Here is a 25,261-nt window from a genome sequence, read left to right on the forward strand (position 1 = left end):
AACGCATCGGCATCATCATGCACGGGGTCACGGGCCGGATGGGGATGAACCAGCATCTCATCCGCTCCATTCTCGCCATCCAGGCGGAGGGCGGCGTCGCCCTGTCGGACGGCACCCGGCTCATGCCCGATCCGATCATCGTCGGCCGCAACGCCGACAAGGTCGAAGCCCTCGCCCGCAAGCACGGCGTGGAGCGCTTCACCACGGATCTCGACGCCGCGCTCGCCAACCCCGACGACACGATCTTCTTCGATGCCGCGTCCACGCAGATGCGTCCCGGCCTGCTGCGCAAGGCCATCGATGCCGGCAAGCACGTCTATTCGGAAAAGCCGGTCTCGGAAGGGCTGGACGAGGCCGTCGCGATTGCCCGCCACGCCCGCGAGAAGGGCGTGAAAAACGGCATCGTCCACGACAAGCTCGACCTGCCGGGCCTCCTCAAGCTCAAGCGCCTTCGCGAGCTCGGCTTCTTCGGCAAGATCCTGAGCGTGAAGGGCGAGTTCGGCTACTGGGTGTTCACCGGCGACGACCTGACGCCACAGCGTCCCTCCTGGAACTACCGGATCGAGGATGGCGGCGGCATCATTTCCGACATGCTCTGCCACTGGCGTTACGTGCTCGACAACGTGGTGGCGCCGGTCAAGTCGGTAAGCTGCCTGGCGGCCACCCACATCGACACCCGCCTCGACGAGCGCGGCGAGCGCTACAAGGCCACCGCCGATGACGCCGCCTACGCCACCTTCTTGCTGGACGGCCCGGACGGCGAAATCGTCGCCCACATCAATTCCAGCTGGTGCACCCGCGTGCGCCGCGACGACCTGGTGACCTTCCAGGTCGACGGCACCCACGGCTCCGCTGTCGCCGGGCTGCACAAGTGCTTTTCCCAGCACCGCGTCAACACGCCCAAGCCCGTCTGGAATCCGGACGAGCCGCAGACGCTGGACTTCTTCGAAGACTGGGAAGAGGTGCCGGACAACACGGTCTTCGACAACGGCTTCAAGGTGCAGTGGGAGCAGTTCCTGCGCCATGTCGCCGAGGACGCGCCGTGGTCCTACACTTTGGCGGAAGGCGCCAAGGGCGTGCAGCTCGCTCAGGCCGGCTACACCTCGTCGAAGGAGCGCCGCTGGGTCGATCTGGAGGACCTCGACCTGTGAGCACGACGCTTCATCTTCCCGGCAGCGACGTCACCCTTCAGGCCGGGCCCGCAGTGTCGGGCAGCGGCGGCTGGACGCGCACCGCGTACGCCGCGGCTCATGTCGTCTCCGATCCGCTCGCCGACTGCGACCCGTGGCTTGACGCGGCGCTCGACTGGGACAGGACGCTCGCCTTCCGCGAGCATCTCTGGTCGCTGGGCTTCGGCGTGGCGGAAGCGATGGACACCGCCCAGCGCGGCATGGGCCTCGACTGGCCCACCTCGCTGGAACTGATCCGCCGCTCCACCGAACTGGCAAAGGCGGGCGGTCATCTGATCGCTTCCGGTGCCGGCACGGACCATCTGGCGCCCGGTCCGGACGTCACCGTCGATGACGTGATCCGGGCCTACGAGGAGCAATGCGAGGCGGTGGAGGCCACCGGCAGCCGCGTCATCCTCATGGCGAGCCGGGCGCTCGCAGCGGCCGCGAAGAGCCCGGACGACTACGGCCGCGTCTATGGCCGGGTCCTGTCCGGCCTGTCGCAGCCGGCGATCCTGCACTGGCTCGGCGAAATGTTCGATCCGGCGCTCGCGGGCTATTGGGGATCAGCCGACCACATGGCGGCGATGGACACCTGCCTTTCGGTGATCCAGGCGAACGCCAACAAGGTCGACGGCATCAAGATCAGCCTCCTGTCGGCCGAAAAGGAAATCGCCATGCGGCGCCGCCTGCCTGACGGCGTGCGCATGTATACCGGCGACGACTTCAACTATCCCGACCTGATCGCCGGCGACGACGACGGCTACTCCCACGCCCTGCTCGGCATCTTCGATCCGATCGCCGGCGTCGCCGCCAAGGCACTGTCGGAGCTCGCCGCCGGTGACGCCGACGCCTATGCAGCAACGTTCGCGCCGACGGTCCCGCTGTCGCGTCACATCTTCAAGGCGCCCACCCGCTTCTACAAGACGGGCGTGGTCTTCCTGGCCTACCTGAACGGTCACCAGGACCACTTCACCATGGTCGGCGGCCAGGAAAGCACCCGCTCCACCGTGCATCTCGCGGAAATCGTGCGGCTGGCCAACACCGCCGGCCTGTTCCCCGATCCCGAGCTTGCCGCCGCGCGAGCGCGGCCCGTCTTCGCGGCACGCGGGCTGTCGACGTGAGCGGGGTCCCGGCGGAACGCCTCTCCCTCAACACGGCGACGGTCCGGGCCCAGTGGTCGCTGGCGGAGTGCATCGAGGGCTGCGCGCGCCACGGCATCGGCGGCATCTCGCCCTGGCGCGACAAACTGCACGAGATGGGAGTGGATGCCGCCGCCCGCGCCATCCGGGACGCCGGACTATCGGTCTCCGGCCTGTGCCGGGGCGGCTGGTTCACCGCCAGCGGCGCCCTCGACCAGTCGGTGATCGACGACAACCGGCGAGCCGTGGACGAAGCCGCCGCGCTGGAGGCCGCCTGCCTGGTCATGGTCGTCGGCGGTCTTCCGGACGGCAGCAGGGATCTGCCCGGAGCCTGGAAGCTGGTCGAGGACGGGCTCGCCGCCACTCTTGACTACGCGCGCACGGTCGGCGTGAAGATCGCCATCGAGCCGCTGCACCCGATGTATGCCGCCGACCGCGCCTGCGTGAACACCACGGGGCAGGCTCTCGACATCTGCGACCGGCTGGGCGACGGCATCGGCTGCGCCCTCGACGTCTATCACGTGTGGTGGGACCCGGAACTGGAGGTGCAGATCGCGCGGGCCGGCCGCGAGAGGCTGATGGCCTTCCATGTCTGCGACTGGCTCGTGCCGACCCGCGATCTCCTCACCGACCGCGGCATGATGGGCGACGGCGTCATCGACATTCCGCGCCTGCGCGGCCTCGTCGAGGCACAGGGGTTCGACGGCCTCGTCGAGGTGGAGATCTTTTCCGAACTGGACTGGTGGACCCGCGACGCCGACGAGGTGCTCGCGGCCGTCTTGGAGCGTGGGCGAACGGCCTGCTGAGCGGACCCGTCGGTCCCGGGCTCTCCGTGGAAACGCCCGGGATCGCCGCCCATTCGGGGCGTGGCGCCGCGATCTGGCCAAGAGAAAGTCAGGCGGCTATAGACCTCCGATCATGGCAGAACTTTCCCCGACCAGACCGAAAAAGAAACGCCGGCGCAACGCCGAGCAGACGCGCGAGGACATTCTTCAGGCCGCTCTGGAAGAGTTTTCCGATATGGGCGTCTCGGGCGCGCGGGTGGACCGGATCGCGGCGCGGGCCGGCGTCAGCAAGCCGATGATCTACGACTATTTCGGCGACAAGAACGCCGTCTACAAGGCGGCGCTGCGGGAAGCCTACGTCCAGATCCGCCACGGCGAGGAGAACCTCAAGCTCGACCCCGACGATCCCGAGGCTGCGGTGCGCGAGCTGGTCAGCTTCACCATGAACCATTTTCGGCGCAAGCCGTGGTTCATCCGGATGCTCAACTCCGAGAACCTGGTCGGCGGCGACACGATCCGCAGCCTGCACGACGCGGCCGACATCCAGTCGATTCTCCTGAAACGCCTCGAAGAGGTGCTGGTGCGGGGCGAGACCCAGGGCGTCTTCCACCGGAAGGTGGACCCGAAGGAATTCTACGTCTTCATCGCCTCGCTCTGCTATTTCCCCATCTCCAACATGCACACGCTGCGGGCCGTCTTCCGCATCGACATCGACGAGGCTTGGCTCGACCGACGGGCCAACGAAGCCTCCGACATGCTGCTTACATACCTGAAGACATCCGGCGACCACGATCCCACCCCGCCTGGGAAGGCCGCGCTTTAGGATCCGCCCTTGAGGCGTCGTTCGCACGCCAAGCTGTCGACACGGCCGGCTTGGTGCCGGTCAGAGGCCACGCACCCGTACGGGTTTTCCCTTACGTAGCCATCCGGGTCTGCCAATGCTCCCGCAGATTGACGATAAAGATTCGTCTTCGACAGGCTGCCCAATCTGCTCGGGGGAGCCAACCGCAATTTTCGGGCACGCCGGCACAGACCGGCGTTCCATTCAAGCGGAGAAGACACGAGGGGGAGTTGCAGATGACCGACGACCAGTCCTTGCCGGATCTGTTCGCTCGTGGTGGCGACACCGGGCGGGATGGCATCGACGGTGGCCGGCCAGCCGGAGCCCCGGCCGGCAAGTCAGAACCGATGTCCCCCGGCGTCCGTTCCATCCTGCTTGTCGAGGACGACGCCGCGGTGCGCGAGGCGTTGCGGACGGTCCTGGAGTTCGACGGCTATGCCGTCACCGAATTCGACAGTGCCGAGGCACTGCTTGAACAGCCAGTTGCCGACAACGCCGGCTTCCTGATTCTCGACGTGAACCTGCCCGGCATGAGCGGCCTCAAGGCGCTCGAACACCTGCGCCGCACCGAGGTCTGGGCGCCTGCCGTGATCGTCAGCGCGCGCGCCACCGACGAGATGCGCCAGGAAGCCCGGCGCCTGAACGCGGTCGACCTGCTCACCAAGCCCATCGACATCGATGCGCTGCTCGATATCCTCGCGCGCGCCTGCCGCTGAGGAGCCGGTCACGGGCCTCCCGGCAACGCCGCGCCCTACATCCCGATCCAGCGGCCGATATAGACGAGGTCGGGGAAGCTGACGATCAGCGCAACGACCAGCAGCATCATCAGCGCGAACGGCGCGGCACCGGAGAAGATGTCGCCCAGCTTGATCCGCTCGTCCGGTAGCGAGCCCTTGATGACGAAGCACGCCATTCCGAGCGGTGGCGTCAGCAGTCCGATCTCCACGGTGATGATGGTGACGATGCCGAACCAGACGATGTCGGCGCCCATGCCCTTCAGGATGGGCAGGAACAGCGGCACCATGATCAGGATGATCGAGACGGAATCGATGATCGTGCCGAGGAGCAGGATCACCGCAATGTAGATCAGCATCACGATCAAGAAGCTGTCGCCGTCGCCGGCGACGAGCTTCGACAGCCAGAACGGCACGCCCGCCACGGTGAGCGCGCGGCTGTACATGGTCGCGGCAATGATCAGGAAACACACCGAGGCGGTGATGTGCCCCGTCTCCAGAAGCACCTTCCACAGGCCCTTCGGCGTCAGCGACCGGCGCGCGATGGCGATGATCAGCGCGGCGAACGAGCCGATCGCGCCGGCTTCCGTCGGCGTGAAGACGCCGCCATAGATGCCGCCCAGCACGATGACGATGAGGAGGACCAGCGGACCACCCTTGCGCAGCAGGTCGAGGCCCGAGAGCGCCGGCCGTCCCGCATCGTCGTGCAGGTCGGCAAAGCGGCGGTCGACGTCGTAGACGAAGCGCGGCACAAGGTAGGCCATGCCGATGATGCCGGCGCAGTAGACGGCGGACAGCAGGATGCCGGGGCCGATGCCGGCGTAGAACATCATGCCGATCGACTGGTCGGTGAGAATTGCGTAGATGATCAGCAGGATCGACGGCGGGATCAGCATGCCCAGCACCGACGATCCGGCTACCACGCCCACGGCGAAGCGCGGGTGATAGCCTAGGCGCAGCATCTCCGGCACGGCCACCCGGGTGAACACCGCGGCCGCCGCGATCGACACGCCCGTCACCGCCGCGAAGACGGCGTTGGAGGTCACCGTGGCCAGTCCCAGCCCGCCGCGGATGCGCCTGAGGAAATGGTCAGCCACGTCGTAGGCATCCCGGCCGACATTCGACGCGCTCATGATCAGGCCCATGAGGACGAACAGCGGGATGACCGCGAAGGTCTGGCTGGAAATGCTGTCTGCGGCGGCCAGCGTCAGGAGGTGGACCGCGATCGGCGCCCCCTTGAGCAGCGTCACCAGCGCGAACGAGACCAGCGACAGCGCCACGGCGATGTAGGCGCCGGCATAGATCAGCAGCACGATGGCCCCGATGGAGATCAGTCCGAGTTCGTAGGGAGCCATCGCGGTTCCGTCTCCCCAATCAGGGCTGGCCGCGGCCGAGCGCACGCATCAGGCTGACATTCCGCCCCGCGAGCACCAGGAACTGGACGATGCCGAACGCCGCACCGATGAGCAGGATCGCCTCCAGTGGCCACATGGGCGCCCGAAAGATTCCCGGATTGCCCTTGTAGTAGCCGTTCTCCCAGGCTGCGATCAGGCGGGGCAACTGGCCGTAGACGATCACCGCGAGCACGAACGCGCCCATCAGATTGAACAGCGTCCTGAGCGCCAGGTTGAAGCGGGGAGCCCGGCGATCCGTGAGGTCGAGCAGCATTTCGGACCGCGTGAGTTTGCCGACCGCGATGGCATGGGCGAGCTGCAGGTAGACGATCGCGACGATCCCCATCTCCGTCAGCTCCACCGCCCCGTCCAGCGGTGCGTTGAAGAGCCAGCGGCCGATCACGTCGATGTTGACGATCACCGCCATCGCCAGCACGACCAGCGCGCCGAGCGTATTCATTCCGGTCACCGCCGGAGTCAGGCCGGGGATGCACGGCGCATGATCCCGGGGAGAGGTATCTTCCCCGGGATCGCCTGGTTGGTGGTGAGCCATCGATCGTCTCTTTCCGAAGACGATGCGGGACTAGTTCTGGTCCCACTGGCGGGCAATCGGCTGATCGGCCGCGCGCATCGCTTCCATATAATCGTGCAGGATATCGTTACCCGGAATGCCCTGGGCTTCCAGCTCGTCGGCCCATTCCTGCGCGATGTTGGGCAGCGTGGCCGCCCATTCGAGCCGCTCCTGCTCGTCGATCTCCGACACCGTGCCGCCGGAGTCCTTGAAGGTGGCGATGGCCTTCTCGCCGACCTCGGCCGCGAACTCACCAATGGCGACGCCGTAAGCCTTGGCGCCCGTCGTCAGAGCGTCCTTCACCTCGTCCGGCAGGCGCCCCCAGGTGTCCTTGTTGACGTTCACGGCGTAGGTATTGGCGCCGCCCAGGTTGGCGTTGAAGTAATAGTCGCAGACCTCGTAGAACTTCAGCGAGACGACCGCCTCGCCCCACACCAGCATGGCGTCGGTCACGCCGGTCTGGGTCATGTTGTAGAAGTTGCCGAGGTTGGCGTTCACGCCGACGGCGCCGATCGGCTCCATCCAGCGCAGGTTCGGCCCGATGCCGCCGATTTTCAGGCCCTCGATGTCACCGACGGTGTCGATCGGCTTGGCCGAGCAGACGACGTAATTGTCGGCAATGCCGGAGGCCGACAGCGTCACCTGGTTGAACTTGTCCCACGTCTCGGTGAAGGCAGGATATTTCTCCACTAGCTCATCGACCACCTCGTGGACGAGCACCATGTCGGTGGTGGTGAACGGCGTCACGTACCCGATCAGATAGAGCGGGATCTTGTCGGCGTGAATGGCGGTGACGATGACTCCCACGTCGGCGAGGCCGGTCTGCACGGCCTCCAGCTCGCCACCCGGCGTGGCCAGCGTGCCGGAAAAGGCTTCCTGCCAGTTGATCTCGTAGGTGCCGGTCTTGGCGAGTTCCGCGTCCACCGTCGGGATAAAGCTTTCCTGCAGCATCTTCACCGCGGCGACGCTTGGCGAGAAGCCGGAGACGATCGTCAGATCGACCGCTTCTTGTGCGCTGGCCGGTGCCGCCACGAGCGCGGCAAGCCCGAGCCCCAGTCCCAGGCCCTTGAAGTTCCTCATCGTGTCTCCTCCCACGGTTCTTGGTCGTCTTGTTGTGCCGCCCGGTGCCGGGCGGTCGTCCGCGCCCTCAGCCTGCCCGCCGTGCCGGGCTCGCCGAAAGCGCAATCCTGTCCGATCCGGACATTAACCGTCCTTCTCCGATGCAGGGCTCAGGCGTCGGTCCACGCTCCCTCATTGATGCGCAGCCGGTGCGTCACGGTGTTCGGCACGGCCAGGGTCTGTTCCACGAAGCAGCCCCGCTTGGCCGCCTCCACCAGGCGCGCCACGTCCTCGGCGGGCGCGTCGGAGACCACGTCGACGTCGAGATGGAAGCCGCGCGGACTGCCTTCGTAGGGCCCGACCGTACCGGTCTCCGCCGTCCACTCGGCCCGGCAGCGGACCTTCACGTCCGACACTTCGATCTTCAGCTTGCGCGAGAAGGCCCGGATCTGGGTCATCAGGCAGCCGACGAGGCCGGTCAGGAAGAATTCCAGAGGCGTCGGTGCCGTCCCCTCGCCCCCCTGGAACGGGCCTTCGTCCGTGGCCAGCATGTTGACGGAGGTGAACGGCGCGCGTGCCGTCAGCGTCACCTCGTTGCGCATCTTGCCGACGGCGACGCCTTCCGCGTCGAAGACGACCTCGAATACCTGCTTTCCGCTCATCGCCTCACTCACGCCGCCGCCTCGTTCTTGGCGCGCAGCATGGGCTGCAGGTCGCAGGCCTCTTCCCAGGTGCGCATCCTGAGCGAACGGGCGAACTTGCCGACGCCGTCGGTTTCCGCACACAGAAGCCCGAGTTCGACGATCTCCTCCTCGGAGAAGTGCCTCTTCAGGTCCTCGTAGACCGCGTCATCGTCGATCGCGTCGTCGCCGGCCTTGAAGGCGGTCGCGAACCGCAGCGCGGCCTTTTCGCGCGCGTCGAACAACGGGCTCGTCTCGAAGTCCATGGTGGCCATGAGCTTTTCCTCGGTGAGCCCCGCCTCCCGGGCAATGCGCGAGCGCACCGTCGAGCAGTAGCCGCAGAAGTGCTTCATGGAGATCAGCACCCGGCACATTTCCTTCAGCGGCACCGGCAGCACACCGCCGTTGAGGAGCTCATTCCAGTGGCGCAGCCAGTTCCGGCCGGCCTCCGCCCGGACGTAGATTCGTGCGCACAGCGGATCCGGCGCGCCATTGGCCTCTGCGTTCTCGATCAGGAGCCGCTGGGTACCGCTCGCGTCGGCGTCGCTCAGGGGTTCGATGCGCGGTGCCATCCCTATCCTCCGGTGCGTCAGGGCAACAAAGCCCGTTCGTCGTGTTTGCAATCGATTGTATACCCGGCTTCACATGCTAAAAATGCAATTGGAGAGATCATTATGATGCGACTTGTGCATGGATAGAGCGGCCGAGAGCCTGAGCGACCTCTACCGGTTCATGGAAATTGCCGACCAGGGGAGCCTGACCTCGGCCGCCGAGCGCCTTGGCATTTCCCAGTCCGCCCTGACGCGATCCGTGCAGTCGCTGGAACACGCCTACGGCTCGCGGCTGCTCGATCGCGGCAAGCGCGGCGCCCGGCTGACGGACTCGGGCAAGCTCTTCCTGCAGCGCGCCCGCGAGATGGTGGAGCTGCACGAAGCCACGGTCCGCGAGATCTCGGCCTTCGACGCCGATCCGGGCGGCCGGGTGCGCATCGGCCTGCCGATATCCACCTCGCGTGTCTTCGCCACGCCGCTCGTGGCCCGGCTCGCCGAGCGGCATCCCAGGATAAGGCTGGCGATCACCGAGGACATCTCGGAGAACATGGAGATCGGGCTGTCGCGCGGTCACCTCGATCTTGCGGTGCTGGTCAGCCCGAAGACGCGGCGCGGCAGGCTTCACACTGCGCCGATGGCCTCCGAACAGCTCCTGGCCGTCATGCCGCCCGGCCACCCGCTTGCAGACCGGGCGCGACTCGGCTGGCGCGATCTCGCCGGTCAAACGATGGTCGCTCACCCCGACGGCAACTTCATGCGGCACTGGCTGACGCGCATGAACGCCCGTTACGGGCTCGGTGTCAGGCTGGCGACGGAAGTGAACTCGCGCACGCTGATGGTGGAGCTGGTGCGGGCCGGGATCGGTGTGGCCCTCATGCCGGGCAGTGCCGTGACGGAGGAAATCGCGTCCGGTACCGTCGTCGGTCGGCCGCTGGGTAGCATGCGGCTCGTCTGGAGCGTGGCCTACGACGCGCAGCGCGCGCCAGCGGGGATCACGGGCAGGGTCGAGGAAACGATGCGGGAGCTCGCCCGCGACCTCGCAAAGGGCGGCATCTGGACTGCCATTTCCGGCGCGGGCTGAAACCCGTTCAGGGCATTGCGCCGGGTGCCGGCACTGCGATGGTGGGCATCGCCTCTTCTTTCCGCGGGTGCAACGGCTCGCCCAACCATCTAGCCAACACCGCGCGACGGTCGAGGAGCAGCTTCGGAGGTTTCAGCTCCGTGGGCGTGGCAAACAGCCCGAGCCGTGCGGCCAGCAGCCCGCTGCCCTTGGTCGACGTCCCGTAGATGATGAGCGGAGCCAGCATCATCGGCAGTCCCACCGGCAGCAGCCACGGCAGCAGCTCCGGCGTGAAGACGGCGGCGACCGTCAGCGCCACAATACCGGCGGCGGTAATCCACCAGCTGCCCGCCCATGCTTCGGCCGGGGATATGCCCTCTTCGCGGTCCGATACGGGCCAGCCACCATCCGCCCCGGTCACGATCTGGAGCACGGACCGGCTCTGATAGCAGAGCATGATGGGCGCCATCACACTGGACCACAGCACCTCGCCGACGGTGGACCAGCCGACCGACGCCGTACCCGTGAAGCCCTGGTGGGCCGCCGTGCCGGTGGCCCGGGCCACGATCAGGAGCCGGGGCAGGATGAGAAGTGCAAAGACGGTGGCGAGCAGCATCAGCGCTTTCGCCTTGTCCACGTGTGGGAACTGCGGGAAGAGCGCCCCCTGCTCCGGGAAGTAGACCGGACCCGCCTCGAAGAAAGGGGCGACCAGGCTGGTCAGGAGAAAGGCGAGCCAGAGGGGCGATGCCAGGTAGGCCATGATGCCCTGGACCAGGAAGAACCGGCTCCAGAGCCGCATTCCGGGCGCCAGCAGCAGGCGCATGTGCTGCAGGTTGCCCTGGCACCAGCGGCGGTCGCGCTTTGCATAGGCGATCAGGTCGTCCGGAGCCTCTTCGTAGGAGCCCTCCAGGTCGGTGTAGAGGCGCAGCTTCCAGCCGCCGCCGGCCAGCAGCGCCGCCTCCACATAGTCGTGAGAGAGAATGTCGCCGCCGAAGGGCGGTTTGCCGGAGAGTTTCGGCAGGCCGCAGGTCTGGGCGAACGCCTCGGTGCGGACGATCGCATTATGTCCCCAAAAGGCGCCAGCGCTGCCCTGCACGGCAGCCAGCCCGCGGGAAAAGGACGGCGCGAAGAACCACGACGCGAACTGCATCGCGCGACCGAACCAGGTCTTGGCATTGATGACCTTCGGCAAAGTCTGGATCAGCCCGACGTCCGGCTCGGCGTCCATGCGCCGGGCCATCTCCACCATGGTCTCGCCTTCGACGAGGCTGTCGGCGTCGAGGATCAGCAGGAAATCGTAGGAGGCACCCGAGCGGCGGACGAAATCGGCAACGTTGCCCGCCTTCCGGCCATGGTTCACCGGGCGCCGCCTGTAAAACATGCGCGCGCCGGCGCCCGTTTCCTCGACCAGTCGCAGAAACCACCGCTCCTCGGCGGCGGCGATTTCCTCGTCGCGGGTGTCGGACAGGACGATGAAATGGAAATCGTCCGCGCGGCCTGTGGCGACCAGGCTGTCGCTCATGGAGGCGATGCGCGAGAAGGTCGCAACCGGGTCCTCATTGTAGATCGGCACGAGGACGGCAGTCATCCGCCGCTGCGAAAGGGGCGCAGGGTCGGGCACTTTCGGATCGCGGGCGAAGAGGCCGGAAAATGCCAACGCGGCGCCCCAGGCAATGCCGAACGAGGTGATGGCGAGAAGCGTAACCCTGACCAGATCCAGCGCATCCAGATCGTCCGACGCGACGTAGTCGAAGAACAGCGACGTCGCGAGCAGCGTCAGGAGGAAGGCGGCCGTGAGGGTGAGAACGCGATAATAGTAGACCATCTATTGCCTTGTGCCGATGGCGGCCTCGACGGCCGCTCTCTAGCGGTTCGCCGGGTTCAGAGCGGGACGCGCCGGCAGCGCGAAGAGGCGCTCCGCCCACGACCGCTCGAGCGCACGGATCGGCATCGCCATAGGCGCCGGCGCCGGGGCAAAGGCCTCGATCCGCAATTCCGTCCCCAGGGACGGGTCGGCTTCCATAAGGGTGTTCGGGCTACGCACGTCTGCGCTCATCGCCAGGTCTCCACTGATAAAGCCATGTTTCGGTAACGGGGCGGCCAGCCATGTCGAGGCTCACCGACAATTCGACCGGACCGTCGCCGGCCGGCAGGACGTCGAATGCGAACCGCCAGATTCCGTCGTTGATGCGGTGCAGGGCCGACGCCTTCAGCTCGCCGCCCCCGACATAGATCTTCGGCGAGAGCGCGGCGTCCGGGGGGAGGCCCGGAAGCATTCCGCCCTCGTAGTCGATGACAAACTTTCGAAGGCCGTCTTCGTTCCGAGCGCCGGCGGTTCCGCCAACGCCGGTCCGGGTCGCGATCGCTCGGGCGAGCGTGCTCGTCTCCGATCCGGGACTGCCCCATACGAGCCGGTAGTCCAGCGCAAGTTCGCTGCCTGCGGTCGCGCGGTCGGCGGGCGTCCAGAACGCGACCACGTTGTCCATGTGGTCGGCGTTCGCGGGGATCTCGACCAGCTGGATGTGGCCCTTGCCCCATCCCTGCCCGGGCTCGACCCTGAGCGACGGCCGCCGCTCGTAATGAGCCTCCGCGTCCTGATAGTCCTCGAACATCCGATGGCGCTGATTGAGCGCAAAGGACACAGGCTGGTCCTCTCCGAAAAAGGAGTTGGCCAGAACATGCGGGTTGTTGAGGTGACGCCAAAGCTCTTCGCCGCTGCGCCGCACGATCCGCAGCCCCTCGCTGTCGTGCACGCGTTCGCGATAGTCGTCGAAGGCGGCCTGGTTGTTCTCGCCGAACAGGAACATCGAGGTCATCGGCGCCACGCCCAGCCGCTGGATGTCGGCCCGGAAGAAGAGCTGCGCCCGCACGTCGGTCACCGTGTCCGTGCCCGGCGTGATGCGGAAAGCATAGACCCCGGTCAGGCTGGGGCTTTCCATGGCCGCATAGACCATGATAGAGCGGGCGCCCGGCCCCGGCTTTTCGATGTAGAATTCGGTAAAGCGCGGAAACTCCTCCTCGCTCCCGGTCGCCGTGTTGACCGCGAGCCCGCGCGCGCTGATGCCATAGGCGTTGCGGTGGCCCACCGCCCTGAAATAGCTCGCGCCCTGGAACGCGATGACCTCGTCGAAAACATCGGGCCTGTTCAGGGGGAAATGCAGCCGGAACCCGGCAACGCCAGGCATCTGCAGTCCTTCGAACGCCGCCGGATCGAGCGGCGGACGATACTCGAAGTCGGCCGCAGAGAAGGTCAGTTCGCTGGCCTCGCCGTTCTCCACCACGAACAGCTTCACCGGGTCATTGAAGAGCCACCCCATGTGGAAGGCCTGGATCCGGAAGGGCAGGTCGCTGTCGCCCCAGACCGCCCGATCCGGACGGAACGCCACCTGCTTGTAGGCCTCGTAGTCGAGATTGCGGATCGCCTCGGGCACGTCGACCGTCTGCGGCTCGTAGTCGTGACGCGCCTTCTCGCGCATCCGCGCGGCCAACGCATCAAACGAAAAACCCGTATCGCCGGTCGGTTGCGTCGCCTGCTCCTGGGCGGCCGCGGGCCGCGCGATTGCCACGCCGGCAATCGCGCCCGACAATCCGCCGAGAACCGACCTGCGGCTGAGCGCAACGCTCCCGTTCCTGCGATCGCCGGTCATGTCATCCTGCACTGCAGTATCCCCCACCTCGCTGCAGCCCCCGGACGCAAAACCGCGTGGGGCCGAACGGGTTCCCCGTTAGACACCTGAAAATGAAGATTTTTTCGTGACATTCTTGTGGCTGCCGCATGCGGAGGCGGCAATAAGGGCGTGCAAAACCAACGCTCCGCGGTTGCGGTGCGGGATGGAGCCCACCCGGGGCGCCGGGATTGGCGCCCGGGATTTCCGCGCAGGCGGGACCCGCCGCCGGCACCGCCCGTCTCACCCCGACATTTCGGGGATGATCGAGCGGACGATGATGCGAGCCCGCAAGCGCGCGGCCCGCTCCCTCAGGTCGGAAAGCTGAACGGCAGGTATTGGTACATCCAGGTTTCCGACAGAACGTCGTCGTCCAGCTTGATGTAGCAACGCAGGTCCACCGGCTCCTCGCCCTCGACGTCGAGATCGAAGAAGGCCCGCCAGCGGTTGGTGCCCACCACCTTCACCACGTAGCGGCCCTCGACCGTGCCGCGCGACGCGTCGACGACGGGCTCCACGTCGAAACGCTGTTCCATCCCGTCAAGCGGTCCGCCCTCGAAGTCGATCACGAACTTCTTGGTGTTTGCAGCGCGTTCCTGTCCGGGCACCCCGCCGCGGCCGATCCGGGTGCTGACGACCCGCGCCACCGCTTCCGGCGGATAGGGTTCGTGCGAAACCCAGTGCAGCCGGTAGGCGAAGTGAAGCGTGTCGCCGGCCCGTACCGGTTCGGCCGGTTTCCAGTAGGCGGCGATGTTGTCGTAGATCTCGTCGTCGGTGGGGATCTCGACCAGTTGAACCTCACCCTCACCCCAGCTGCCGATCGGCTCCACCCAGATGCCCGGACGCTTGTCGTAGAAGGCACCGTCGTCCTGGTAGTTGGAGAAATCCCGGTCGCGCTGCAGCAGGCCGAAGCCTTTCGGCGCGTTGTCCAGGAAAGCGGAGGTCTGCACCGCCTTCGGATTGTTGAGTGGCCGCCAGATGCGCTCGCCGCTGCCGGTCCACAGCGCCAACCCGTCGCTGTCATGCACTTCCGGTCGCCAGTCGGCTCCCTGGAAGCGGGTGGCCTCCCCGTACCAGAACATGCTGGTCAGCGGCGCGATACCCAGCCGCTCGATGTCCTTGCGGACGAAAAGGTACGCATCGACATCCATCACGATGGCATCGGACCGCGAAATGGTGAACCGGTAGGCTCCGGTGCAGCTCTCGCTCTCCAGGAGCGCATCCACGATCATGGCGTCCGCGTCGTCGCCGGCGCCATGCAGCCAGAAGGCGGAGAACCGGGGGAACTCTTCCGGACGGGCCAGGCCCGTGTCGATGGCCAGTCCGCGGGCGGAAAGTCCGTACTGGCCATCCGGGCCCGAGGAGCGGAAATAGCTGGAGCCCAGGAAGGCGAGCCAGTCGGTCTCTTCGCCCTCGTTCATCAGGCGGAAGCCGGCATAGCCGAGATCGTCGGGCAGCCGGTCCTCCAATGCCTTGTCCTTGTAGGTAAAGGCATCGTGATCGTACCCGATGGCCCGGGCCTCGCCGTCCTTCACCAGATAGAGCTGAACGGGCGCCTTGAAGTAGCGCCCCAGGTGGAAGAGCCGAACGGGCACCGTGGTGTCCTCGCCCGGGCCGAGAGTGCGCGCCGGCTTGTAGGTGATGGTCTGGTAGGCGTCGAAATCGACAGTCTCCAGAAGGTCGGCATGCGGAATCGCCGGAGCCATGTAGGGCCGAGCCGCAAGCCGGCGGGCCTCGTCCTTGAGGATCTCGAAATCGAACGGCGTAGCAGCTTCCAGCGGCAGTTCCGTCATCGCGTGCGCGACGCGGATAAGCGAGGGTGCGCCGAGACCGGCAAGGAGTGCTGCTCCGCCCATCAGAAGCCGCCTTCGATCGACCCCTGTCCGTTCGCGCCCGTCCATCGCCATGCCTCCACGGTCTGTTTCGGTGCGGTCGGCCAAGCCGAGCCGTAACGACGACCATGCGCGAAAATGCGGTCAAATTTCGCAGGCGATCGGGCGGAATCCGGGAATATTCGGGCAAGCGCGCCGGCGTTTCGCTTCGGCCGGGGCTGCTCGCTGGCTTGCCCATCGCGAAAAAAGTTTTGTCGTGCAGGGACCTGCGCACGCCCGGTGCCTGGCCTGCGGACGCAATTTGAACAGTCGTGCAAGTTCAATGGACAGACCAATCAAGGCCATGTAGGGGAAGAATGGGCCACCTCTGGCCCCGACGCCAGACTGGAAGGATTGCCGTGGCGCGCGCCGACACACGTCAAAGCATTCTCGAGATCGCGGAACACCTGTTTGCCGAGCGCGGCTTCGGATCGGTGCCGTTGCGCGAGATCGCCCGCGCCGCCGGCGTGCATGTCGGCAGCGTGACCTATCATTTCGGCGACAAGCTCGGCCTGCTGGAGGCGATCTACACCACTCATACGCGGCCGATGAATGCGCGCCGGCTGGAGCTCATCGGCGAGGCCATGCGCATCTCCGACGATGACCAGCGGCTGATGGCGGTCCTGCGCGCCTACGTGCTGCCCGCGTTCATCTCGTCCTATGGCGAGGCGGGCGGCGGCGCCCGCTTCACGCGAATGCGGGCCGTGCTGTCGGCAGAGGGCAATCCGGAGGCGCGCGAGATCATCGCCCAGGCCTTCGACACCACGACCTGCGCCTTCATCGACGCCATCGAGGGGTGCCTGCCGGGCGCTGACCGGACCGCGATCGTCTGGCGATCCCAGTTCCTGCTCGGTTCGCTCTACTACACGCTGATCAATCCGGAGCGCATCACGCGGCTGTCGGACGGGGCAACTGACGGCGGCGACCACGAGCGCGCCATCGAGGAGCTCGTTGCAACCAGCTTCGCCAACTTCAAGGCCATCGCCGTCATCGACGCCGCCCGGCGGGAAGGAGTGGCGACGCCCGCAACTGACCGCGACGACGGGCGTGGCACGCCGGGTCTCCGCCCGCATCCCGCGACCAGGAAACGCCCATGAAGATTGCCTTCATCGGCTTCGGCGAAGCCGCCCGTGCCTTCCAGGAAAGCCTCGCGGCGAGCGAGCCCGAGCTAACTTTCTCCACCTACGACATCCTTTTCGACACGGAAGGCCTGGACGGCCCGACGGGGCAGGCTGCGCGAACCGCCGGGGTTTCACCCCTCGGCAGCGCTGCGGAGGCCATCGTGCATGCCGACTGGATTGTCTCTGCCGTGACGGCGAGCTCAAGCCTCGACGCTGGCCGCTCGGTCGCTCCCTCGCTCGCTGCCGGCCAGGTCTTCGTCGACATCAACTCGGTCTCACCGGGCCGCAAGCAGGAGACGGCGGCGCTGGTCGCAGACCGGGCTGCAGCCTACGTGGACATGGCCGTGATGGCGCCGGTGCATCCGCGCGGCCATCGCACGCCGGTGCTGGTTGCCGGGGCCCTGCCGGCTTCGGTGATGGACACGGTGCGCCGCCTCGGCTTCGCATTCGAGGTCGTCGGCGCGGATATCGGCGCGGCCACTGCCATCAAGATGGTGCGAAGCCAGTTCGTGAAGGGGCTGGAGGCCATCACGGTGGAGACGCTTCTGGCGGCCTCGGCGTCAGGCTGCCTCGACCACATCATGCGGTCGCTGTCGACGTCCTATCCCGGTCTCGACCTGCCGGCCCTCGCCCCCTACCAGTTCGAACGCACCCTCAGGCACGGCGTGCGGCGCGCCGCGGAGATGCGCGAAAGCGCCCGCACGGTGGACGAGCTTGGCCTGACCGGCGCGCTGGGCAACGCCATCGCCGACGTGCACCAGGCGATGGGGGACCTGCCGGACGACGCGCTGCCCTCCGGCGACCTCGGCGAGGCCCTCACCCGGCTCGTGGAGCTCAGGCGCGACTAGAGCAATCCCAGGAAAAGTGCCCTTGCGGTTTTCCGTCCGGGATTGCGGCAGAAAAAGCCGTTGCCAGGCGAAGTGGCAACCGGTTCACCGTCCGCAAACGCGTCTGACAGACTCCCCTCACGCCGAGTTCGCTTCGCTCACCGGCTCCGGGAGGGCGGCCTCCGGCCGGCGCGCCGTCGCGCGCTAGCTTCGCCCAGACCAATCCCAGGAAAAGTGCCCTTGCGGTTTTCCGTCCGGGATTGCGGGAGAATTAGCCTTTTCCCGGAACGTGGCTGGTGTAAGCGTCACCGCCTTCGATCACGGATCGAAGAGCAGCACCATGTAGGCGACGAAGACCACGAAGTGCGACATGCCCTGCAGCATCGTCGTTCGGTTCGCCCCGAAGGTGACGATGCTCATCAGCAGCGTAAGGCAGAGCAGCACGGTTTCGGTGGCGTCGAGGCCGAGGACGACGGGATCGCCGGTTACCAGGCCGATGATCACGACGGCCGGCACGGTCAGGCTGATCGTCGCCAGCGCCGAGCCGAGGCAGATGTTCACCGAACGCTGCAGCTTGTTTTGGCTGGCGGCTTCCAGCGCCGCCAGGCCTTCCGGCGCCAGGACAAGGATCGCGACCAGCACGCCGCCAAGTGCTGCCGGCGCACCGAGCTGCGCCGTCCCGTAGTCGACGAGCACGGCGAGCTTCTTTGACAGGAGCACGATGGGCAGCAGCGTCAGAACCAGCATGATCGCGTGAAAAGGCGTGTTCACCGGCTTGTGGTGGCCGTGGCTGCCGTCATCTTCGGCAAGCGACCCGTCCGCGAGCTCGGAGGGCTGCATGAAGTAGCCCTGGTGGCGGATCGTCTGAATGCCAAGGAAGGTCGCGTAGAGCAGCACGGTCAGCCCCGCGAAGAAGATCGACTGGAAGGCCGTCAGCGTCGGCGTCACCGTCGAATGGGTGAAGTTCGGCATGATCAGCGTCAGCGTCGCCAGCGGGATGATGACGCCGATATAGGCGCGCGCGCCGGCGAAGTTGAACACCTGCTCCCGGTGCCGGAGGCCGCCGAGAAGGAGCGCGAGGCCGATCATCAGGTTGAGCACGATCATGATGACCGCCATCATGGTGTCGCGCGCCAGCTCCGGCGTCTCGTTGCCGGTCAACATGATCGCCGAGATCAACGCGACCTCGATGGTGATCACCGCCACCGTGAGAATCAGAGTGCCGTACGGCTCGCCCAGAAGCTCCGCCAGGCAGTCGGCATGGCGCACGACACCGAACGCTCCCCACAGCATGGCCAGGAAAAGCCAGCCGAACAGGACGAAGGTTAGCAGGGGGTTGGACAGATCAGCCAGCCAGACCTTCCCGTAAAGCAGGAAGATCGCCGTGGTGATGGCGCCGGCGATGAACGGACCTTCCTTCATCGCGAGGCCGACAAGCCCGGACTTCTCTGACGTCATCCCGCAATCCCCCATACCCGGTGCTGCGCCGCAACGGCGCTCCCTTGGGCGTGCACGATCCGCGGGCCGAGATCAAGTTGCGGGGGCCTGCAGAGGCTCAGAAGCCGAAGACGCGCGGGAGATAGAGGGCCATCGCAGGGAAGGCGACAAGCAGCAGCACCCGCACGATGTCGGCACCGATGAACGGCAGAATGCCGCGAATAACCGTGCCGATGGCCAGGTTCGGGGTCACCGCCTGGATGACGAACAGGTTCATGCCGATCGGCGGCGTGATCAGGCCGATTTCGGCCACCGTCACCACGAGGACACCGAACCAGATGCCCTCGAAGCCGAGCCCTGTGGCGAGCTGGTAGAGCGGCACCACCGTGAGAAGCACCATGGACAGGCTGTCCATGAAGCAGCCGAGCACGATGTAGAAGATCACGATCAGGAAGAGCACCCCGAGCGGCGGCAGGCCGGAGGCGCGGATGGCGTCGGTCAGCACCGTGGTCAGGTTGCTCAGCTCGATGAAATAGTTGAACAGCGCCGCGCCGATCAGGATCAGGAAGATCATGCCGGTCATGCCGGCGGTCTCGGCGAGTCCCTTGATCAGCACGCTGCCGGTCAGCTTGCCGCGCAGGAGCGTGATCAGCAGCGCGCCGCCGGCCCCCACCGCCGCTGCCTCCGTCGGCGAGAAGATCCGCCCGTAAATCCCGCCGATGACCAGCGCGATCAGCAGCGCGGCATCCCAGATGCGCGAGAGGGCGGCGAGCCGCTCGCGGGCCGTGTAGCGCGGACCGGCTGGCCCTAGCTCCGGCCGGCGCGCCACCTGGACCCTGATGGCAGCCATGTAGAGGAGCGTCCCCACCAGTCCCGGGATCAGCGCCGCGGCGAACAGGGCCCCGATCGATTCGCCCGTCAGGATGGCGTAGAGGATCAGGATAATCGACGGCGGGATCAGCACCCCAAGCGTGCCGCCGGCGGCCACCGAGGCCGCCGCCAGGCTGTCGGAATAGTTGCGCGCCCGCATTTCCGGCATGGCCACGCGGCCGATGGTCGCCGCCGTTGCCAGCGAGGAGCCGCAAATGGCACCGAAGCCGGCCGAGGCACCGATGGTGGCCATGGCGATGCCGCCGCGCCAGTGGCCGATCATGGCCTGGACGCCGGAATAAAGGTTCGCCGAGAGACCCGAATAGGTGGCGAACACCCCCATGAAGATGAACAGCGGCACCACCTCCATCCCGTCGATGGAGATCGCCTCGAACGGCAGATTGGAGAGCACGTAGGTGCCGCTCGTCCAGCCGCCGAGCCAGATCGAGCCGACCGTGCCGACGAGCGCCATCGCCAGCGCGATGGGCACCCGAAGCGCGATCAGCGCAACGACAACGGCAAAGCCGATGGGGCCGGCAAGCTCGGGGCTCACGCGCTCTTCTCCATGGGACCGTAGACGGCCGTCTCCGCCGCGCGCGCCAGCGCCGCGACCACAGCCAGCGCCAGTCCGGCCAGGAAGATGCCCCAGTACCAGATCAGCGGGATCTGCAGGTTCAGGGTGGTATCCCCATAGGAGTAACGCAGCATCGCCCCCTGCCAGGTGAGCCAGAACAGGAAGCCGAGAAGCATCGCCGCCACCAGCGAGATCACGGTATCGAGCACCCGGCGGACGCCATCGGAAAAGCGGTCGGCGAGGATGTCGACGGTGATGTGCGAGCCCAGCGTGAAGCCGTACGGGATCGACAGCGACGCCGCCGACACCAGGCAGAGCTTGGTGATGTCGAAGGTATCGATGAACGCGCCACCGACCGCTCTGCGCCAGACGATGTCGGCGCAGGTCAGCACGATGGCGACGATCAGCGTTCCCACGCCAGCCAGCGCGAGCCAGTAGGTCAGCCGCCCGACGAGGCGGGCGGGTGCAAGCCGCATCCCGCCCGTCTGCCGCGTTGAAGCGTCGGTCTGTCCGAGGTCACTCACCCGCGCCGGTCGCCCGTCAGGACTTGGAGTATTTCTGCACGAGCGCCCGCGTCGTCTCGTAGAGCTCGTGCGGGTTCTCGACGCCTTCCTTCTTCAGGCTGTCGAGATAGGAATCGATCATCGGCTCGAGTTCCTGGCGCCACTGGTCGCGGGTGGCGTCGTCGATGACGATGATCTCCTGACCGCGATCCACGGCGTCCTTCTTGCCGGCCGCGTCCCACTTGTCCCACCACGGGCCCATCTGCGACTGCCAGCCCTCGCCGGTGGTCTCGTCGATGATCTTGCGGGCGTTCTCCGGAAGCGCCTCGTAGGACTTCGGGTTCATCACCACGTAGAAGGCCGCCGCGTAGACGCGCGCGTCGGTGTGGTAGCGCAGCACCTCGTTGAGCTTGATGGCGCCCACCAGGTCCCAGGTCGTCGCAACGCCGTCGATGGCGCCCTTCTGCAGCGCCTCGTAGATCTGCGAGGGCGGCATGCCGATGGCGCTCGCACCCTCGAATTCCAGCATCGCGTTGACCGCCGGTCCGGGCGAGCGGATGCGCAGGCCCTTCAGGTCGGACAACTGCTTGATCGGCCGGTCGACCGTGTGGAACAGCGCGCCGTGATGGGTCATCAGGCCCAGCACCTTGAAGCCGTCATACTCGCCGCCGAGCTGGCCGGTCTGGTACAGCTCCCACAGCGCGCGGCTGCCGGCGCCGGCTTCCTCCACCACGAACGGCAGCTCGATGACCGAGGTGTGCGGGAAGCGGCCGCGCGGAATGCCGGCCAGGCCGAAGCCGATGTCGGTCACGCCAGCGCGCACCTGGTCGGCCTGGCGGTCCAGGCGGCCCAGCGCGCTGGAGACGTTGTGGATCTCGAAATCCACCTGCCCGTCGGTCTTCTCGCGCAGCTGCTCCGCCCAGGGACGCAGCATGTCCACCTCGATACCGTGTGACGGCGGCAGGTAATGGGTGATGTCGAGCTTGATCGTCTCGGCGCGCAGGATTGGCGGCATCGCCAGTGTGCCGACCGCGGCAGCGGTGCCGGCGAGAAAGGTTCTGCGGTTTGTCTTGAAGCTCATCGAGCCAGTTCTCCCGAATTCGGCTCCGCGCCCGGCTACAAGGCCTACGGCGCGTGCCCTCACCTCTTGTTGTCCGGTCGGCGCGATTGTCCCGGCGCACCGCCCTTTCTTGGTCCGCGCGAAGTTCAGCCCGCGCGACGAACGTGACCGAGACGCTTGCCCAGCCACGCCGGTTTGGCAAGGCCCGATCTGACGCACCCCCCGGTGCTGCCGAGGAGGCCGTGCGGGAGCCGGGCCGTTGCCTCATCGCAATTTACTTAGTATACCTAACTAACTCAAGAACGGAGTTGCGCCCATCGCCGACCGGCTCCGGTGCAAGGATCCGCGACCCGCACGGACACGACGAGGGACGGCTTGCGCCGCTTCCTCCGGAGGAGACGCCATGACCGAGACCATCGACGCCGCGACCCGAGCCAAGCGCCAGGACTTCTACGACCGGCTCGCCCCGAACAATCTCGCGCCGCTGTGGGAGGTTCTGAAGGGCCTGATGCCGCCGGAACCCACGTCGCGCGCGGTGCCGCATCAGTGGCGCTACGAGGAGGTCCGGCCGCTGCTGATGGAATCTGGCGGGCTCCTCACCGCGGAGGAAGCCGAGCGCCGGGTTCTGGTGCTGGAAAACCCGGCCTTCGCCGGCGAGAGCCGCGCCACCGCAACTATTTACGCCGGCCTGCAGCTCATCATGCCGGGCGAGACGGCGCCGGCCCATCGCCACACCCCGTCGGCCCTGCGCTTCATGCTGGAGGGCGAAGGCGCCTTCACCGCCGTGGGTGGCGAGCGCACCACCATGCGCGCCGGCGACTTCGTCATCACGCCGAACTGGGCCTACCACGACCACGGCAACGAGGGCACGGGCCCCTGCGCCTGGCTCGACGGTCTCGACATCCCGATGGTGCGCTTCTTCGAGACGGTGTTTTCCGAAGGCTACAACGACAAGAGCCAGAGCCTGACCCGGCCGGAGGGCGACGCGCTCGCCCGCTTCGGCTCCGGCCTGTTGCCGCTCGACGACTCGGGCCGCCGCTACGGCCAGACCTCGCCCATCTTCAACTATCCCTATGAGCGCACCCGCGAGGCGCTCATTGCGGCCGCCAAGGGCGAGGGCCCGGACCCGCATCTCGCCACCACCCTGCGCTATGCCAACCCCGTGGACGGCGGCTGGACCATGCCCACCATGTCCGCCTGGATGACCCACGTGGAGAAGGGCTTCGAGACCGCCCGCATGCGCTCCACCGACGGCATCGTGCTGTGCGTGGCGGAGGGCCGCGGCCAGATCACCACCGGCGACAGGACGTTCACCTACGCGCCGCGCGACGTGATCGTCATGCCGGCCTGGGCCTGGCGCTCCATCAGGGCCGACGAGGATTCCTTCCTGTTCTGCCTGTCCGACCGGGTCGCCCAGGAGAAGCTCAGCCTTTTCCGCGAGCAGCGCGGCTGACCGCGCACGCCTCTGGAGCGCTGCCCGGCCCCGGCCGGGCGGTCGATGCCGCGTGACGGCACGCCCAGACATCAAGACAACGAGATCCGCATGCGCTTCTGCCGCTTCGACGACAACCGCCTCGGCCTCATTGAGGGCGACACGGTCCGCGACGTGACCGACGCCGCCGACATCCTTCCGGATGTCCGCTGGCCGCTGCCCCACGGCGACCTCTTCCTGGCCCATTTCGACGCCGTGCGCACCGAGATGGAGCGGCTTGCGGCGAACGCGCCGACGAGACCGGTGAAGGACGTCAAACTCCTGAGCCCGATCGCCAATCCCGACAAGATCGTCGCCGCTCCGGTGAACTACCAGCTGCATCTGGACGAGGCGCGCACCGACACCGGCATCAACTTCGGCTCCGGCGTGAAGACCATCGCGGAGTGCGGCGTGTTCCTGAAGGCGACCAGCTCGCTGGTCGGTCCCGGCGAGGGCGTCGTCGCCGACTGGTCCGACCGACGCATCGACCACGAGCTTGAGCTCGCCGTCGTCATTGGCCGGAAGGGCTTTCGCATCTCCGAAGACGACGCGCTCGGCCACGTCGCCGGCTACACGATGGGCCTCGACATGACCATCCGGGGCACCGAGGATCGCAGCTACCGCAAGTCGCTGGACACCTTTACGGTGCTCGGCCCCTGGGTGGTGACAGCCGACGAGTTGCCGGATGCCGGCGCGCTGGATTTCGAGCTCAAGGTGAATGGCGAAACCCGGCAGAAATCGAACACCCGCCATCTCGTCTTCGATGTGCCGAAGCTGATCGCCGTCGCCTCGAAAGCCTACACGCTCCATCCCGGCGACATCATCCTGACCGGCACGCCGGAAGGCGTCGCCCCGGTCGTTCCCGGCGACCTCATGCACGCCTGGTTCGAGGGCATCGGCGAGACCGAGATCAGGGTCCGGGGCGCGTGAGCGCCGGCGAGATCATCGACGAGCCGGCGGCCGAGGCGACCACGGCGCCGCTGGCTCCGGTCATCGGCTACCGGCTGCGCCGCCTGCAGGCGCGCTGGGTTGCCCACTGGGCGATGTGGTTCCGCGATCTCGGGGTGACCGCAACGCCGGTCCAGGGCGGCATCCTGCTCCTGATCCGCGACAATCCGGGCATCACCCAGGTGGCACTCTCGCGGCTCCTTCAGGTGGAGGCGCCAACCCTCATGCAGGCACTGGCGCCGCTCCTGCGCGACGGCCTCGTCACGCGCTCCCGCTCCAGCCGCGACCGGCGCGCCTTCGAGCTCGGCCTGTCGGACCCCGGGCGCTCGGCGGCGTCTGTGGTGGAGCGCGACATGATCCGCCACGAGGCGGACCTCCTGTCCGGCCTGAGCGCGGACGAGCGCGCGACCCTGCTTGCGCTCCTCGACAAGGCGCTGGCCAGCGCCGACGAGGCCACCGCCGCCCTCAGCGCAGAAGCTTGCCGACCAGATCCCGGAACGTCCGCGCCTCTTCCGGAGTAAGCCGCTCCAGGAAACGCGTCTCGAAGTCGAGCGCCAGGGGCGCGATCTCGGCCATCAGTGTCTGGCCCTTCGGTGTCAGCGACAGCGCCACGAGCCGCCGGTCCTCCGGCACCTCCTTGCGGATCAGCCCGGCGGCTTCCAGCCGCGCCGCCGCCCGGCTGACCTTCGCCTTGTCCATCTCCACCCGACGGTAGATTTCCCGGACGGACACCCGCTCGTGCTGGGAAAGATGCGCCAGCACCCGCCATTCGGGAATGGTGATGGCAAAGCGGCGGCCATATTCGGCGCCCAGCTCCACCGACAGGCGCGTGCCCAGAACGTTGATCAGGTAGGGCAGGAAATCGTCGAGGGTGAAGTCCTGGGGCATCGGCGAGCCATGCGCGGGTGAGAAGGGACCGGGATTTCGA

25 protein-coding genes are annotated in these 25,261 nt (G+C 66.9%); 11 read left to right on the forward strand and 14 right to left on the reverse strand.

Features of this window, described 5'->3' with window-relative positions; genetic code table 11:
- Nucleotides 1–17 precede the first annotated feature (17 nt).
- The 5 genes from C507_RS0116540 (at nucleotide 18) to C507_RS0116560 (ending at nucleotide 4,653) form a co-directional block, all read left to right on the forward strand.
- Nucleotides 18–1,151, forward strand: a complete 1,134-nt coding sequence (locus C507_RS0116540) for a Gfo/Idh/MocA family protein (RefSeq protein WP_040401342.1) — start codon at nucleotides 18–20, stop codon at nucleotides 1,149–1,151.
- A 53-nt stretch (nucleotides 1,152–1,204) separates the two neighbouring features.
- Nucleotides 1,205–2,293, forward strand: coding sequence for a dihydrodipicolinate synthase family protein (locus C507_RS0116545; protein WP_245559706.1), 1,089 nt, complete (start codon nucleotides 1,205–1,207; stop codon nucleotides 2,291–2,293).
- On the forward strand, nucleotides 2,290–3,117 hold the full coding sequence (locus C507_RS0116550; protein ID WP_018700835.1) for a sugar phosphate isomerase/epimerase family protein: 828 nt from the start codon (nucleotides 2,290–2,292) through the stop codon (nucleotides 3,115–3,117). Before C507_RS0116545 ends, C507_RS0116550 begins: the two co-directional genes overlap by 4 nt.
- A gap of 112 nt (nucleotides 3,118–3,229) precedes the next feature.
- Nucleotides 3,230–3,919, forward strand: coding sequence for a TetR/AcrR family transcriptional regulator (locus C507_RS0116555; protein ID WP_018700836.1), 690 nt, complete (start codon nucleotides 3,230–3,232; stop codon nucleotides 3,917–3,919).
- A gap of 254 nt (nucleotides 3,920–4,173) precedes the next feature.
- A complete protein-coding gene (locus tag C507_RS0116560) occupies nucleotides 4,174–4,653 on the forward strand; it encodes a response regulator transcription factor (RefSeq protein WP_018700837.1) in 480 nt (159 codons plus the stop codon).
- Nucleotides 4,654–4,688: 35 nt separating this feature from the next.
- Here the strand turns inward: C507_RS0116560 and C507_RS0116565 are convergent, their stop codons facing one another.
- The 5 genes from C507_RS0116565 to C507_RS22555 form a co-directional block, all read right to left on the reverse strand.
- Nucleotides 4,689–6,026, reverse strand: coding sequence for a TRAP transporter large permease (locus tag C507_RS0116565; RefSeq protein WP_018700838.1), 1,338 nt, complete (start codon nucleotides 6,024–6,026; stop codon nucleotides 4,689–4,691).
- 19 nt (nucleotides 6,027–6,045) lie between these two features.
- Nucleotides 6,046–6,525, reverse strand: coding sequence for a TRAP transporter small permease subunit (locus C507_RS21820; protein WP_018700839.1), 480 nt, complete (start codon nucleotides 6,523–6,525; stop codon nucleotides 6,046–6,048).
- Between the two features lie 123 nt (nucleotides 6,526–6,648).
- Nucleotides 6,649–7,716 carry a C4-dicarboxylate TRAP transporter substrate-binding protein gene (locus tag C507_RS21825; protein ID WP_018700840.1) on the reverse strand — a complete coding sequence of 356 codons (1,068 nt, stop codon included), beginning with the start codon at nucleotides 7,714–7,716 and terminating at the stop codon, nucleotides 6,649–6,651.
- A gap of 149 nt (nucleotides 7,717–7,865) precedes the next feature.
- Nucleotides 7,866–8,369: an OsmC family protein gene (locus tag C507_RS0116580; protein WP_156829352.1), complete on the reverse strand. Its 504-nt coding sequence runs from the start codon at nucleotides 8,367–8,369 to the stop codon at nucleotides 7,866–7,868.
- Nucleotides 8,366–8,947, reverse strand: coding sequence for a carboxymuconolactone decarboxylase family protein (locus tag C507_RS22555; RefSeq protein WP_018700842.1), 582 nt, complete (start codon nucleotides 8,945–8,947; stop codon nucleotides 8,366–8,368). The genes C507_RS0116580 and C507_RS22555 overlap by 4 nt, the downstream gene beginning before the upstream one ends.
- A gap of 118 nt (nucleotides 8,948–9,065) precedes the next feature.
- On the opposite strand from C507_RS22555, the gene C507_RS0116590 reads away from it, so the two are divergent.
- The gene (locus C507_RS0116590; RefSeq protein ID WP_018700843.1) at nucleotides 9,066–10,007 is read left to right on the forward strand and encodes a LysR family transcriptional regulator; all 942 of its coding nucleotides are present in this window, start codon (nucleotides 9,066–9,068) and stop codon (nucleotides 10,005–10,007) included.
- Nucleotides 10,008–10,014: 7 nt separating this feature from the next.
- Here C507_RS0116590 and mdoH read toward each other — a convergent pair whose 3' ends face one another.
- From mdoH to C507_RS0116610, 4 genes are all read right to left on the reverse strand, one after another.
- Nucleotides 10,015–11,811: a glucans biosynthesis glucosyltransferase MdoH gene (mdoH, locus tag C507_RS0116595; RefSeq protein WP_018700844.1), complete on the reverse strand. Its 1,797-nt coding sequence runs from the start codon at nucleotides 11,809–11,811 to the stop codon at nucleotides 10,015–10,017.
- Nucleotides 11,812–11,850: 39 nt separating this feature from the next.
- On the reverse strand, nucleotides 11,851–12,042 hold the full coding sequence (locus tag C507_RS23155; RefSeq protein ID WP_156829353.1) for a hypothetical protein: 192 nt from the start codon (nucleotides 12,040–12,042) through the stop codon (nucleotides 11,851–11,853).
- Nucleotides 12,023–13,645 carry an OpgD/OpgG family glucan biosynthesis protein gene (locus tag C507_RS0116605; RefSeq protein ID WP_245559705.1) on the reverse strand — a complete coding sequence of 541 codons (1,623 nt, stop codon included), beginning with the start codon at nucleotides 13,643–13,645 and terminating at the stop codon, nucleotides 12,023–12,025. The genes C507_RS23155 and C507_RS0116605 overlap by 20 nt, the downstream gene beginning before the upstream one ends.
- Nucleotides 13,646–13,962: 317 nt before the next feature.
- On the reverse strand, nucleotides 13,963–15,507 hold the full coding sequence (locus tag C507_RS0116610) for an OpgD/OpgG family glucan biosynthesis protein (protein WP_018700847.1): 1,545 nt from the start codon (nucleotides 15,505–15,507) through the stop codon (nucleotides 13,963–13,965).
- Between the two features lie 374 nt (nucleotides 15,508–15,881).
- On the opposite strand from C507_RS0116610, the gene C507_RS21835 reads away from it, so the two are divergent.
- Together C507_RS21835 and C507_RS0116620 are read left to right on the forward strand one after the other, a co-directional pair.
- The gene (locus tag C507_RS21835) at nucleotides 15,882–16,619 is read left to right on the forward strand and encodes a TetR/AcrR family transcriptional regulator (protein ID WP_018700848.1); all 738 of its coding nucleotides are present in this window, start codon (nucleotides 15,882–15,884) and stop codon (nucleotides 16,617–16,619) included.
- On the forward strand, nucleotides 16,616–17,491 hold the full coding sequence (locus C507_RS0116620; RefSeq protein WP_018700849.1) for an NAD(P)-dependent oxidoreductase: 876 nt from the start codon (nucleotides 16,616–16,618) through the stop codon (nucleotides 17,489–17,491). Before C507_RS21835 ends, C507_RS0116620 begins: the two co-directional genes overlap by 4 nt.
- Nucleotides 17,492–17,788: 297 nt before the next feature.
- Here C507_RS0116620 and C507_RS0116625 read toward each other — a convergent pair whose 3' ends face one another.
- From C507_RS0116625 to C507_RS0116640, 4 genes are all read right to left on the reverse strand, one after another.
- Nucleotides 17,789–18,928, reverse strand: coding sequence for a calcium:cation antiporter (locus tag C507_RS0116625; RefSeq protein ID WP_018700850.1), 1,140 nt, complete (start codon nucleotides 18,926–18,928; stop codon nucleotides 17,789–17,791).
- Between the two features lie 97 nt (nucleotides 18,929–19,025).
- Complete coding sequence (locus C507_RS0116630; protein ID WP_018700851.1) at nucleotides 19,026–20,330, reverse strand: TRAP transporter large permease; 1,305 nt, start codon at nucleotides 20,328–20,330, stop codon at nucleotides 19,026–19,028.
- The gene (locus C507_RS21840) at nucleotides 20,327–20,827 is read right to left on the reverse strand and encodes a TRAP transporter small permease (RefSeq protein ID WP_018700852.1); all 501 of its coding nucleotides are present in this window, start codon (nucleotides 20,825–20,827) and stop codon (nucleotides 20,327–20,329) included. The genes C507_RS0116630 and C507_RS21840 overlap by 4 nt, the downstream gene beginning before the upstream one ends.
- 64 nt (nucleotides 20,828–20,891) lie before the next feature.
- Complete coding sequence (locus C507_RS0116640) at nucleotides 20,892–21,935, reverse strand: TRAP transporter substrate-binding protein (protein ID WP_018700853.1); 1,044 nt, start codon at nucleotides 21,933–21,935, stop codon at nucleotides 20,892–20,894.
- Between the two features lie 382 nt (nucleotides 21,936–22,317).
- Here C507_RS0116640 and gtdA point away from each other — a divergent pair, with 382 nt between their 5' ends.
- From gtdA to C507_RS0116655, 3 genes are all read left to right on the forward strand, one after another.
- On the forward strand, nucleotides 22,318–23,367 hold the full coding sequence (gene gtdA, locus C507_RS0116645; protein ID WP_018700854.1) for a gentisate 1,2-dioxygenase: 1,050 nt from the start codon (nucleotides 22,318–22,320) through the stop codon (nucleotides 23,365–23,367).
- A gap of 90 nt (nucleotides 23,368–23,457) precedes the next feature.
- Nucleotides 23,458–24,315, forward strand: a complete 858-nt coding sequence (locus tag C507_RS0116650; protein ID WP_018700855.1) for a fumarylacetoacetate hydrolase family protein — start codon at nucleotides 23,458–23,460, stop codon at nucleotides 24,313–24,315.
- Nucleotides 24,312–24,854: a MarR family winged helix-turn-helix transcriptional regulator gene (locus C507_RS0116655; RefSeq protein ID WP_018700856.1), complete on the forward strand. Its 543-nt coding sequence runs from the start codon at nucleotides 24,312–24,314 to the stop codon at nucleotides 24,852–24,854. Before C507_RS0116650 ends, C507_RS0116655 begins: the two co-directional genes overlap by 4 nt.
- Here the strand turns inward: C507_RS0116655 and C507_RS0116660 are convergent.
- Nucleotides 24,799–25,221 carry a MarR family winged helix-turn-helix transcriptional regulator gene (locus C507_RS0116660; RefSeq protein ID WP_018700857.1) on the reverse strand — a complete coding sequence of 141 codons (423 nt, stop codon included), beginning with the start codon at nucleotides 25,219–25,221 and terminating at the stop codon, nucleotides 24,799–24,801. The two genes, C507_RS0116655 and C507_RS0116660, sit on opposite strands and share 56 nt — an antisense overlap.
- Nucleotides 25,222–25,261 lie beyond the last annotated feature (40 nt).

It is taken from the genome of Amorphus coralli DSM 19760, from assembly GCF_000374525.1.
Taxonomy (GTDB): Bacteria; Pseudomonadota; Alphaproteobacteria; order Rhizobiales; family Amorphaceae; genus Amorphus; species Amorphus coralli.

What these genes read in the sequence shown, in the direction of transcription:
- C507_RS21820 (WP_018700839.1), bottom strand. Translation starts at nt 6,525, where the DNA reads ATGAATACGCTCGGCGCGCTGGTCGTGCTGGCGATGGCGGTGATCGTC.
- C507_RS0116650 (WP_018700855.1), top strand. Translation starts at nt 23,458, where the DNA reads ATGCGCTTCTGCCGCTTCGACGACAACCGCCTCGGCCTCATTGAGGGC.
- C507_RS0116560 (WP_018700837.1), top strand. Translation starts at nt 4,174, where the DNA reads ATGACCGACGACCAGTCCTTGCCGGATCTGTTCGCTCGTGGTGGCGAC.
- mdoH (WP_018700844.1), bottom strand. Translation starts at nt 11,811, where the DNA reads ATGGTCTACTATTATCGCGTTCTCACCCTCACGGCCGCCTTCCTCCTG.
- C507_RS0116625 (WP_018700850.1), bottom strand. Translation starts at nt 18,928, where the DNA reads ATGACGTCAGAGAAGTCCGGGCTTGTCGGCCTCGCGATGAAGGAAGGT.
- C507_RS0116555 (WP_018700836.1), top strand. Translation starts at nt 3,230, where the DNA reads ATGGCAGAACTTTCCCCGACCAGACCGAAAAAGAAACGCCGGCGCAAC.
- C507_RS21825 (WP_018700840.1), bottom strand. Translation starts at nt 7,716, where the DNA reads ATGAGGAACTTCAAGGGCCTGGGACTGGGGCTCGGGCTTGCCGCGCTC.
- gtdA (WP_018700854.1), top strand. Translation starts at nt 22,318, where the DNA reads ATGACCGAGACCATCGACGCCGCGACCCGAGCCAAGCGCCAGGACTTC.
- C507_RS0116540 (WP_040401342.1), top strand. Translation starts at nt 18, where the DNA reads ATGCACGGGGTCACGGGCCGGATGGGGATGAACCAGCATCTCATCCGC.
- C507_RS0116660 (WP_018700857.1), bottom strand. Translation starts at nt 25,221, where the DNA reads ATGCCCCAGGACTTCACCCTCGACGATTTCCTGCCCTACCTGATCAAC.
- C507_RS0116640 (WP_018700853.1), bottom strand. Translation starts at nt 21,935, where the DNA reads ATGAGCTTCAAGACAAACCGCAGAACCTTTCTCGCCGGCACCGCTGCC.
- C507_RS22555 (WP_018700842.1), bottom strand. Translation starts at nt 8,947, where the DNA reads ATGGCACCGCGCATCGAACCCCTGAGCGACGCCGACGCGAGCGGTACC.
- C507_RS0116610 (WP_018700847.1), bottom strand. Translation starts at nt 15,507, where the DNA reads ATGGGCGGAGCAGCACTCCTTGCCGGTCTCGGCGCACCCTCGCTTATC.
- C507_RS21840 (WP_018700852.1), bottom strand. Translation starts at nt 20,827, where the DNA reads ATGCGGCTTGCACCCGCCCGCCTCGTCGGGCGGCTGACCTACTGGCTC.
- C507_RS0116590 (WP_018700843.1), top strand. Translation starts at nt 9,066, where the DNA reads ATGGATAGAGCGGCCGAGAGCCTGAGCGACCTCTACCGGTTCATGGAA.
- C507_RS0116565 (WP_018700838.1), bottom strand. Translation starts at nt 6,026, where the DNA reads ATGGCTCCCTACGAACTCGGACTGATCTCCATCGGGGCCATCGTGCTG.
- C507_RS0116620 (WP_018700849.1), top strand. Translation starts at nt 16,616, where the DNA reads ATGAAGATTGCCTTCATCGGCTTCGGCGAAGCCGCCCGTGCCTTCCAG.
- C507_RS23155 (WP_156829353.1), bottom strand. Translation starts at nt 12,042, where the DNA reads ATGAGCGCAGACGTGCGTAGCCCGAACACCCTTATGGAAGCCGACCCG.